At 71.1% G+C, this 10,540-nt stretch carries 12 protein-coding genes; 6 read left to right on the top strand and 6 right to left on the bottom strand.

The features are described from left to right. The first annotated feature begins 114 nt into the window (after positions 1-114). The 3 genes from QH270_RS00510 to QH270_RS00500 all read left to right on the top strand — a co-directional run bounded on the left by QH270_RS00510 (position 115) and on the right by QH270_RS00500 (position 3,500). Positions 115-1,767, top strand: coding sequence for an HAD-IC family P-type ATPase (locus tag QH270_RS00510; RefSeq protein ID WP_432420266.1), 1,653 nt, complete (start codon positions 115-117; stop codon positions 1,765-1,767). A gap of 80 nt (positions 1,768-1,847) precedes the next feature. Next, entirely contained in the window at positions 1,848-2,666 is an 819-nt protein-coding gene (locus tag QH270_RS00505) for a PhzF family phenazine biosynthesis protein (protein WP_280338368.1), read from the top strand. Positions 2,667-2,858: 192 nt separating this feature from the next. After that, complete coding sequence (locus QH270_RS00500; protein WP_280338367.1) at positions 2,859-3,500, top strand: hypothetical protein; 642 nt, start codon at positions 2,859-2,861, stop codon at positions 3,498-3,500. 21 nt (positions 3,501-3,521) lie between these two features. Here the strand turns inward: QH270_RS00500 and QH270_RS00495 are convergent, their stop codons facing one another. The 3 genes from QH270_RS00495 to lspA all read right to left on the bottom strand — a co-directional run bounded on the left by QH270_RS00495 (position 3,522) and on the right by lspA (position 5,816). Then, the gene (locus QH270_RS00495) at positions 3,522-4,211 is read right to left on the bottom strand and encodes a hypothetical protein (RefSeq protein ID WP_280338366.1); all 690 of its coding nucleotides are present in this window, start codon (positions 4,209-4,211) and stop codon (positions 3,522-3,524) included. A 73-nt stretch (positions 4,212-4,284) separates the two neighbouring features. Further along, complete coding sequence (locus QH270_RS00490; RefSeq protein WP_110040745.1) at positions 4,285-5,211, bottom strand: RluA family pseudouridine synthase; 927 nt, start codon at positions 5,209-5,211, stop codon at positions 4,285-4,287. Next, positions 5,208-5,816, bottom strand: a complete 609-nt coding sequence (gene lspA / locus QH270_RS00485; protein WP_280307542.1) for a signal peptidase II — start codon at positions 5,814-5,816, stop codon at positions 5,208-5,210. Before lspA ends, QH270_RS00490 begins: the two co-directional genes overlap by 4 nt. Before the next feature lie 147 nt (positions 5,817-5,963). Between lspA and QH270_RS00480 the strand changes: the two genes are divergently transcribed. Next, positions 5,964-6,854, top strand: a complete 891-nt coding sequence (locus QH270_RS00480; RefSeq protein WP_280338365.1) for a hypothetical protein — start codon at positions 5,964-5,966, stop codon at positions 6,852-6,854. Next, positions 6,851-7,576, top strand: a complete 726-nt coding sequence (locus tag QH270_RS00475) for a hypothetical protein (RefSeq protein ID WP_280338364.1) — start codon at positions 6,851-6,853, stop codon at positions 7,574-7,576. The genes QH270_RS00480 and QH270_RS00475 overlap by 4 nt, the downstream gene beginning before the upstream one ends. Positions 7,577-7,589: 13 nt before the next feature. Here the strand turns inward: QH270_RS00475 and QH270_RS00470 are convergent, their stop codons facing one another. Further along, a complete protein-coding gene (locus QH270_RS00470) occupies positions 7,590-8,441 on the bottom strand; it encodes an LLM class F420-dependent oxidoreductase (protein WP_280338363.1) in 852 nt (283 codons plus the stop codon). A gap of 154 nt (positions 8,442-8,595) precedes the next feature. On the opposite strand from QH270_RS00470, the gene QH270_RS00465 reads away from it, so the two are divergent. After that, complete coding sequence (locus tag QH270_RS00465) at positions 8,596-9,063, top strand: VOC family protein (protein ID WP_280338362.1); 468 nt, start codon at positions 8,596-8,598, stop codon at positions 9,061-9,063. Here QH270_RS00465 and QH270_RS00460 read toward each other — a convergent pair whose 3' ends face one another. Both QH270_RS00460 and QH270_RS00455 read right to left on the bottom strand, forming a co-directional pair. After that, positions 9,064-9,477 (bottom strand): ubiquinol-cytochrome c reductase iron-sulfur subunit, encoded by a 414-nt coding sequence (locus tag QH270_RS00460; protein ID WP_280338361.1) that lies wholly within the window; start codon positions 9,475-9,477, stop codon positions 9,064-9,066. 133 nt (positions 9,478-9,610) lie between these two features. Beyond that, positions 9,611-10,231, bottom strand: coding sequence for an LON peptidase substrate-binding domain-containing protein (locus QH270_RS00455; RefSeq protein WP_280338369.1), 621 nt, complete (start codon positions 10,229-10,231; stop codon positions 9,611-9,613). Positions 10,232-10,540 lie beyond the last annotated feature (309 nt).

Here is a 10,540-nt window from a genome sequence, read left to right as displayed (position 1 = left end):
TAAAACACAATCTTGGTCCTGCCGGCGGGCGCGATTAGAAAAAACACCCTGGGGGCCCCCGGGGGCGTGGCGGGCCGCCCGCCCGCCCCCGGCTGGGCCCCCGCGCTGGTACCGATGGTGCCCGAGGGCCTGGTCCTGATGACCTCCATCGCGTTCGCGGTCGGCGTGGTACGGCTGGGCAAGCGCAACTGCCTGGTCCAGGAACTGCCTGCGATCGAGGGCCTGGCCCGCGTCGACGTGGTGTGCGCCGACAAGACCGGCACGCTCACCGAGAACGGCATGCGCCTGGCGCAGATCGAGCCGCTCGGCGCGTTCGAGGAGGCGCAGGTCCGGCAGGTCCTGGCCGCGCTCGCGGGCGACGATCCCCGCCCGAACGCCAGTGTGCAGGCCATCGCCGAAGCGCTGCCGGACACGCCGGGGTGGTCGCAGACCGCCATCGCGCCGTTCTCCTCGGCCAAGAAGTGGAGCGGCATCTCCTATGGCGCGCACGGTGATTGGCTGCTCGGCGCGCCCGACGTGCTGCTCGATCCCGCCTCGGCCGATGCCGCGCGGGCCGAAGAACTCGGGTCCTCGGGCCTGCGCGTGCTGCTGCTGGCGCGCGGTGACCGTCCGGTGGACGCCGCCGACGCTCCCGGTGTGGTGGAACCGGCCGCGCTCGTCGTGCTCGAGCAGAAGGTGCGTCCCGACGCCAAGGGCACGCTCGAGTACTTCGCCAGCCAGCAGGTCTCGATCAAGGTGATCTCCGGTGACAACGCCGTCTCGGTCGGCGCCGTCGCGTCCTCGCTGGACCTGCCCGGCGGTGACCATCCGGTCGACGCGCGCACCCTGCCCGAGGACCGCGACGAACTCGCCGACGTCCTGGACTCCGACACCACCTTCGGCCGGGTCCGCCCCGACCAGAAGCGCGCCATGGTCGGCGCCCTGCAATCGCGCGGGCACACCGTCGCCATGACCGGCGACGGCGTCAACGACGTGCTGGCCCTCAAGGACGCCGACATCGGCGTCGCGATGGGCGCGGGCAGCCCCGCGACCCGCGCGGTGGCCCAGATCGTGTTGCTGGACAACAAGTTCGCCACCCTGCCGTATGTGGTGGGGGAGGGCCGCCGGGTGATCGGCAACATCGAGCGGGTCTCGAATCTGTTCCTCACCAAGACCGTGTACTCGGTGCTGCTGGCGTTCCTGGTCGGCCTGGCCGGGGTCGGCTCGCAGATCTTCGGCTACGACCCGATCGGCTATCCGTTCCTGCCCCGCCACGTCACCATCGCGGCCTGGTTCACCATCGGCATCCCGGCGTTCATCCTGTCGCTGGCGCCGAACAACGAGCGGGCCCGCACCGGATTCGTCGGCCGGGTCATGCGGCTGGCGGTGCCGTCGGGTGTGGTGATCGGGGTGGCCACCTTCGTCGCCTACCTCATCGCCTACGCCGGGCCGGAGGCCTCCGAGACGCAGAAGGTGCAGGCGGGCACGACGGCGCTGATCACTCTGATCATGATCGCGGTGTGGGTACTCGCGCTGGTCGCCCGGCCGTACGTGTGGTGGAAGGTGGTGTTGATCGCGGTGTCGGTGCTCGCCTACATCGCGCTGTTCACCATTCCGTTCACGCGCGAGTTCTTCAAGCTCGACCCGTCCAACCCGCGCCTGACGCTGGCGGCGTTCGTCTGCGGCGTGGTCGGCATCGTGCTGGTGGAGCTGGCGTGGTGGGTGCAGGCGCGGATGAGCGGCAACACCGGCAAGTTCGTTCCCGCGGTCGGCGCGCAGGGCGCGTGAGGCCGCGCTGACCAGGGCCGGGTTGCCTCGAGAACCCTTGTGCCCGACGAACATTCGGTCTTGGAGTACCTTTGCGCACTATGGAGGTACTGCTGCACCAGATCGACGCGTTCGCCGACGCACCGTTCTCGGGCAACCCGGCCGCGGTCATGCCGCTGTCCACGTGGCTGCCGGATGCGCTGCTGCAACAACTGGCCGAGGAGAACAACCTCGCCGAGACCGCGTTCTACACCTCCGAGTTACCCCCCGAGGCCGGCGGACCGCCCGGTGAATGGCCGGCCTTCCACCTGCGCTGGTTCACCCCCGCGGTGGAGGTCGACATGTGCGGCCACGCCACGCTGGCCTCGGCCGCCCAGATCATCGAGGACCTGCATCCCGGTCACGACCGGGTGAGTTTCTACACCCGCTCGGGTTGGCTGCACGTCGACCGCACCGACGACGACGAGTACGTCCTCGACCTGCCCGCCCTCGCCTCGGTCCTGGTGGACCCCGACCCCGTCCTGGTGGCCGCGCTCGGCGTGACCCCGATCCGCGCCTACACCGGTCAGGACGAAGTGATCGTCGTCGGCTCCGAGAGCGAAGTCCGTTCCGCCGCACCGGATCTCGGTGCATTTCCCGCCTTGCCCCGCGGGGTGGTCCTGACCGCCACCGGTGACACCGCCGACTTCGTCTCCCGATTCTTCGCTCCCGGCGTCGGTGTCCCGGAGGATCCCGTCACCGGCTCGGCCCATGCCCAGCTGGTGCCGCTGTGGCGCCGCGAGCTCGGGCGCACCACGTTGTCCGCGCGGCAGCTCTCCCGTCGCGGTGGTGCCCTGCGCACCGAACTCGCCGGCGATCGCGTCCTGCTGCTCGGCCGTTGCCGCCGCTATCTCGATGGCGTGGTGACCCTGCCCGACTGACCGCCTCGGACCGCCGCGTCGCCTCGGGCGCGGCGGCCCGAAAACCCCCTGTCACCTGCGAACGAAGAGTGGATCCAGGCCACCGCTTGCATATACGTATACTTCTACATATAGTTGGAGTCGTAGCCGGGACGAGCTCGCCAGTCGAGCGGACCGGCCTTCCCCCATCGCATCTCCCCGAGGAGCACAGCCATGCCCACTTTCCAGACCCCGGATCCGATCACCGTCATCGTCGACGTGCCGTGCGGTGATGTCGTCGTCACCGCCGGCGACCGCACCGACACCGTCGTCGAGATCCGTCCGTCCGATCCGTCCAGCAAGAACGATGTACGCGCCGCCGAGCGGATGCAGGTCGATTTCGCCGCGGGTGTGCTCACGGTGCGTGCGCCCGAGGAGAAGTGGTTCACCGGTGTGTTGAGCGGCAGGTACTCGATCGAGGTGAGCGTCCTGGCCCCGGCCGGTTCACAGCTGAAGGCCACGACCGCGCTCGGCCGCTTGGTCGGCATCGGCGAACTCGGCGACTGCGACCTCGACGTGGCCGCGGGCGATATCGTCGTCGAGCAGCCTCGTGGTTCGGTCACCGCGAAGACCGCCAAGGGCGACGTCACCATCGGTGAAGCGGTGCGCGGGGTGGTCCAGGTGGAGACCTCGATGGGCGCGCTGTCGGTCGGCGTGCGTCCCGGCAGCGCCGTCCAGGTGGAGACCTTCGCCGCCTACGGCACGGTTCGCAACGATTTCGCCGCGGCCGCCGTCACGGGCGACGACACCGTGCGGGTGCACGCACGGAACATGTACGGCGACATCACGATCGGGCACGCCGCCGTCGCGGCGTGAGTGCTCGGCCGGGCCGCGTCCCTACTCCGCGGGGACCGGCCCGTCGTCGGGGATGGGCGTCACCACGTCGGTGGTTTCCGGGAGCAGTGGTGCCACCGCGAATCGGCCCGCGATCGCGTCGGCGGGCAGTGCCTGGACCGAGCGGACGCCGGGTCGTGTTGCCAGGTCACGCAATTCGGGCAGAGTGCCGCGAACCACCAGGCCGGCGGTGCAGGCGCAGCCCGCGCGCAACCTGGCTTCGGTGACCCTGGCGATCTCGGCGGCGCGCTGATCACGGAAGCGCTGGGCGGCGAGCAATCCCGCCGCCGCGTCGGCCGACGCCACCGCCGGTTCGTCGCCCGCCGGGGTCGCCACCGTGATCACCGGTGTCTGCACCCGATCGATCGGGACGTGCTGGATCACCCCGGAGATCCGCAATCCGGCGGCGGCGGCCGGGATCTGGGGCGGGGTCAGGTAGTCGGTGAACGAGACCAGCGCCCAGTGCGCGTCGGTGTCGGCGCCGTCGAGGGAGGCGCGTGCCGCGGTCAGGTAGTCGTCGACCCGCTCGCCCTGCGCGGGACCGAGCCGATCGGTGGTGATCCCCGAGGACGGGCGCGGATTCACGATCCCGAGAACAACGACCACCACGGCCAGCACGACCGCGCCGGCGAGCAGCAGGGCGGTCCGGAGCCGGTGATCGCGCTCGGGCGGTGAATCCTCGGGAGTGGTCACGATATCGGGGTCGGGGAGGGGCCCGCGATCGTCCGGCACCGGATCCGGTGCGGGCGGGGACGACCGCGGGTCCTCAGGCATTGCGCAGGACGTCCAGTGCGCCCGCCAGGTCGGCCGGGTACTCGCTGGTGATCTCGAGCCAGCGCCCGTCGGCGGGGTGGTGGAAACCGAGCTGGCGCGCGTGCAGCCACTGCCGCTCCAGCCCGAGCCGCTTGGCCAGGGTCGGGTCGGCGCCGTAGGTCAGGTCGCCGGCGCAGGGGTGGCGGATCGCGGAGAAGTGCACGCGGATCTGATGGGTGCGGCCGGTCTCGAGGTGCACGTCGAGCAGGCTCGCGGCCTGGAACGCCTCGATCGTGTCGTAGTGGGTGACGCTGGGTCTGCCGTCGCCGGTGACCGCGAACTTCCAGTCGTTGCCGCGCGCCCGCCCGATCGGCGCGTCGATCGTGCCGCTGCTCGGATCGGGATGTCCCTGCACGAGGGCATGGTATTGCTTGTCGACCGTGCGTTGCTTGAAGGCGCGCTTGAGCATCGTGTACGCGTGTTCGGACTGCGCCACCACCATCACGCCGGACGTGCCCACGTCGAGGCGGTGCACGATGCCCTGGCGTTCGTGCGCGCCGGAGGTGGAGATGCGGTAGCCCATCGCGGCCAGCCCGCCCACCACGGTCGGCCCGGTCCAGCCGACGCCGGTGTGCGCGGCGACGCCGATCGGCTTGTCCACCGCGACGATGTCGTCGTCGGCGTAGAGGATCTTCATCCCCTCCACCGGGGTGGCCTCCACGACCAGCTCCCGCTTCGGTTCGGGGAACACCACTTCCAGCCAGGCGCCGGCCGTCAGCCGGTCGGACTTGCCCGCGGCGACACCGTCGAGCTGCACCGAGCCCTCCTCGGCCAGCGCGGCCACCGCCGTGCGCGACAACCCGAGCAGCCGGGACAGGCCCGCGTCCACGCGCATCCCGTCCAGCCCGTCGGGGACGGGCATCGTCCTGGTCTCCCTCACGCGGTTTCCTCCCGGGTGTGTTTGCGGCCGCTGCGGGTGCCGTCCGGCTCGAAACCGAACACGGTGAGCGCGACCAGCAGAATCGCCCCGCACACGATCGCCGAGTCGGCGACGTTGAACACCGGCCACCACCCGATGGCCACGAAATCGACGACATGGCCCTGTAGTGGGCCGGGGTAACGGAAGATCCGGTCGACCAGGTTGCCCAGCGCGCCGCCGAGCACCATGCCGAGGCCGATCGCCCACCACAGCGAGCGCAGCGTGCGCCCGATCCGGATGACGCCGATCACCACCGCCGCGGCGATGAGGGTCAGCAGCCAGGTCATGCCGGTGGCCATCGAGAACGCCGCGCCCGGATTGCGCACCAGGGTGAACCGCGCGAAATCGCCGATGATCGGCACCGATTCGCCGGGATCGATCAGCGCCACGGCGAGGCATTTGGTCAGCAGGTCGAGTCCGAACAGCACGGCCGCGATCGCCAGCAGCGTCGTCAATCGGCGCCGACCTGCGGGTTCGGCGGTCTCGGCGGGCTCGGTCGCCGGTGCGGTCGCCTCGTCGCCGGTCTCGGGGACGGCAGCGTTGTCGATGGGCCGGTCTTCACTCACGCGTCCATCATTCCCTAATGGCGATCGGGCCTTCGTCGCGGTGCCGGGAGTCCCAGCTGTTACTCAGGAAGCGGTCGTACGCTGATGGCTGTGACGGTGTTGTCTAGTTCTCGCTTACCCCGCATCGCGCGCCCCGGGGTGTTGGTCGTGGCGCTCGTGCTCGGGTTCGCGACCTTCGGCGCCGGGTGCGCCGATCGGTCGCCGTCGCCGGTCGACACGGAGGGCACCGAGCCGCTCGGCATCGGCAAGGAAGTGACGGTGCCGATCTCGGCAGCCGTCACCACGCTGGTGTCGCCGGGCGAGGAGCCCCGCGAGATGCTGCGCTCGCGGTATGTCCCCGGCGTCACCCAGGAGGTGACGCTGCGCACGGACTACCGCATCCAGCAGCAGGTCAACGATCAGCCCGCGCGCGACTTCTCGCCCGCCGCGCTGACCATCCCGATGACCGCCACCGCGGGTGACGACGGCGTCGACCTGACCGTCGGCACCGTCACCACGCCTGACCCGGCGTTGAACAAGGCGTTCACCTCGGCCGACGGCTCCCACGCCGGCCTGGAGATGAGCGACCTCGGCGCCATCACCGAGCTGCGCCTCGCCCCGTCTCCCGAGACCCCCAATACCGCGCGCGCGGCCCTGGAGCAGGCCTTCTACCAGGCCGTGTACCGCTCGATCGCGTTCCCCGACGAGCCCGTCGGCGTCGGCGCGGTGTGGACGGTGCACCAGGAGATCACCGGCGGGGTCACCCTCGACCAGGTCACCACCGCCACCCTCACCAGCCGCGAGGGCGACCGGCTCACCATCGATCTGCACGTGAGCCAGACCCCCACCGAGAACGTGTGGACGCTGCCCAACGACGCGGGCGCCCTCGAGATCGCCGGCTACGTCATGGAGGGCACCGGCACCATCACCGTCGATCTGGGCCTGCCCCTGCCGGTCTCGGGCGCGATCGAGGTCGGTGGTCAGCAGACCTACCGCGACGCGCGCAGCGAGAGCACCCTGGTGCAAACGCAGGCGACCCGCCTCTCCTGGACCGAATGATGCGTTCGACCTTGCTGCGCGCAGGCGCGGCCCTCTCGGCGTGCGCGGTGCTGGCCGGGGTGGTCGCGTGTGGCTCCGACGAGGACGACTGCGGCGCCACCGGATCGTGCCCGACGCCGTTCGGGCCCACCGTCACCGCGGCCCCCGGCACGGGCGCCGTGGTGGGTGATCCCGCGCGCTTGTCGGCGGGCCTGCTCGCGGCGGCCGACCTGCCCGGTGACTTCAGTGTGGTGCCGCCGCGCGGTGAGACCACCGACCCGGCGGTGCCGCCGGTGGCGCCGACCGATCCACCGGACTGCGCGCGCCTGCTGTCGCCGATCGCCACCCAGCGGCCGGGTTCCTCGGCGGCCGCCTCCGTCCAGTTCGCCGGACCGAGCTTCGCGACGATCGACATCGACGCCGCGAGCTACCCGGACGCCTCGCTGTCCGGCGCGTTCGACGCGCTGCAGGATCAGCCCCGCCGCTGCGTCTCCTACACCGGCGAGGACCAGGGCGTGCGCATCGACTACCGCACCGCCCCGCTCGACCAGCCGAAGGCGGGCGACGCCAGCTCGGCCTTCACCCTCACGGCCGCCAGCGAGGGCCTGACCCTGACCTCGGCGACGGCGCTGGTCCAGGTCGGCAACACCCTGGTCCAGATCGTGGTCACCGCACCCGAGGTCGTCGACCCCGGCGTGCTGGCCGACCTCACCGCCGCCCAGGTGCGTAAGCTGCGCGCCTGAGCGGCGTGGCGGGTCAGACCGCGGCGGGAGCCAGTTTGCCGCCCAGATGGGCGATGTAGCCGCGGACCTCCTCGGCCGAGCGGTCGGGCAGGCCGAACACCGTCTCGGTGACGCCCAGCTCCGCCCAGCGGGCCAGCTGATCGGCGTCGTGCCGTCCGGCGAGCGCGATCACCCGCGGCGTGCCCTCGCGACCCGCCTCACGCCAGACCCGGTGCAGCAGCGCGATCTTCTCGCCCAGCTCGCCTTCGGTCGGTGTGGTGATCCAGCCGTCGGCGTGCGCGGCCAGCCAGCCGAAGGTCTTCTCGGTGCCACCCGCGCCGAGCAGGACCGGGATGGTCGGGCTGATCGGCTTGGGCCAGGACCAGCTCGGGCCGAAACGCACGAATTCGCCCTCGAATTCGGCTTCCTCCTGCGACCAGAGCGCGCGCATGGCGTCGAGGTTCTCGCGCAGCACGGTCCGCCGCTTCTTGGGTGGGACGCCGTGGTGGGCGAGTTCGTCGGTGTTCCAGCCGAATCCGACACCCAGCTCGACCCGGCCGCCGGAGAGATGATCGAGCGAGGCGATGGTCTTGGCCAGGGTGATCGGATGATGCTCGGCGGGCAGCGCCACCGCCGTCGACAGCGTGATGCGCTCGGTCACCGCGGCGGCCGTGGCCAGCGCGACCCAGGGGTCGAGGGTGCGCAGGTAGCGGTCGTCGGGCAGCGAGGAGTCGCCGGTCTGGGGATGCGCGGCCGCGCGCACCACCGGGATGTGGGTGTGCTCGGGGACGTAGAACGCGTCGAATCCCGCGTTCTCCGCTGCCAGCGCGGCGTCGGCGGGCGTGATGCCCCGGTCACTGGTGAACAGCACGAGCCCGTACCGCATATTCCGGCCCTCCGGATCAGACAATAAACTGGAACAAGTTCTACCAGTCTTTCCGGCCGGTCGGAAGACCGCGCGGGCTACGGCCTTTCCCCCGCCGGGTGAGGGGAATAGGCTCGGAACGGTCCGAGCATCAACCTCGACACGGAGGTATCCGATGTCCGATGTTTCTCCCTTTCCCGCTGGTTACCCGCGCATCTGTCCCGGTATCTCGTGCGCGGGCGCCGCGGCCGCGATCGACTTCTACACCGCGATCTTCGGCGCCACGGTACGCATGAAGATGCCGGGCCCCGGCGACACCATCGTGCACAGCGAGCTACTGGTCGGCGACTCTGTTCTCATGGTCGGCGACCCCGTTCCCGAGATCGGCTTCCTCGACCCGAAGGCGGTCGGCGGATCCCCGGTGAACCTGATGGTCTACGTCCCCGACGCCGACGGCGCGTTCAACGCGGCCATCGCGGCGGGCGCCACCGAGATCACGCCCATGACCGACCAGTTCTACGGCGACCGCAGCGGCGCCTTCGAGGACCCGTGGGGCCACCGCTGGACCGTGGCCACCCACATCGAGGACGTCTCGGAGGAGGAGATGCAGCGGCGCATGGACGAGATGATGAACGCGGGCTGATCACGCCGGCACGATCGAATCACCTTCCACCCGTATGGGTTTCGACGGCAGCGGCTCGCTCGCCGGACCGCCGCGGACGCTGCCGTCGAGCCCGAAGCGGCTGCCGTGGCACGGGCAGTTGATGGTGCCGTCGGAGACATTGCCGACCCGGCAGCCCGCGTGCGTGCAGGTCGAGGACAGCCCGACGAACGTCCCGGCGCTCGGCTGGGTGATCACTGTGTCCCCGGCGATGACCCCGCCGCCGACCGGCACGTCGGCGGTCCGCGCGAGCGCACCCGGTGGCCCGTCGACCGGCGCCTGCGCCCCCGCCGAGGACCCGTCCTTCCCGCCGCAGGCGGTCACCGTCGCGGCCGCCGCCAACACCCCCGCCCCGACCATCACCGTCCGCCGATCGATCTCCCACGCGCTGCTCATCCTGGACTCCGATCCACTCGGGCGAGCCGCCGACCCCGGCACGCTCACTACCGGTTCAACGGATCCCACCCCCATCCGGTTCGAAGTCCGTGCGAGGTGTTCGTCGCCCGAACTCGGCGGCGCGTCTACGAAGTCACTGCAGGCGGAATTCCATCATGGCGATGGCGTCGTCGACGGCGGTGACGAGGGTTTCCAGGCGGGTGTAGGGGTCGGGGGCCGAGAGGGCGGCCTGGCGGTCGGTGGGGCCGATGGGGAGGCGGGCGGCGAGTTCGTAGGAGCGGATGACGGGGTCGTCGGCCAGGTCGTCGAGCGGGGCCGACGGTGGTGGCTGGCGGATGCCGGCGCGGCGGGCCAGCCGTTCGGTGAGGGTGTGCAGGCGGTCGGCGCGTTTGCGCAGGTCGGCGAGGAGTTCGCCGTCGTCGGCGCCGTCCTCGTCCGGCCACTCCCGCACCCGCGCCCGCGGGTAGGGGGAGTCGGTGAGCCACTCCTCGACCCGGATCCGCGCGCCGCCGACGCACCGCAGCCGGAACCGTGAGCCGGACAGCTCCACCACGTCGGTGATGCGCGCGACCACGCCCACATCGGTGCGCACATCACCGCCGCCCACCTCGTGCCCACGGGCGATGAGCACCACCCCGAATTCCGGTTCCCGCCGCCCGTTCAGACAGTCCTCCACCAGCGCGACGTAGCGCGGCTCGAAAATCTGCAACGACAACGGTTCGCCGGGCAGCAACACCGCGCCCAGCGGGAACATCGGAATCTCCACCCTCACAGCATGCCCGCTTCCACCTCACCCGTGCCCGCGCGGCGCGGGGGCGCCCCACACCCCCCCCCCCCCCGCCCCAGGGGATGGGCGGGACCACGGGGGGGGCGGTGCGTATGCCGGCTGGGTGTAGGGCCACGTTACGGGCATTCCCCACCCGCACGGGGTGCGCCGGGGGGTTGCCGGTGGCGCGGAGGTGGTGCGGCCGGTTGGTCACGGCGACGGCGTTGTCGGAACTGCCGCCCTTGACCTGCAGTGTCGCGAACGCCATGTCCCCCCGGTAGCCGACGAACCACGAGT

The organism is Nocardia neocaledoniensis (genome assembly GCF_029868625.1).
Taxonomy (GTDB): Bacteria; Actinomycetota; Actinomycetes; order Mycobacteriales; family Mycobacteriaceae; genus Nocardia; species Nocardia neocaledoniensis_A.
This window is presented reverse-complemented; position numbering and strand designations above follow the sequence as displayed.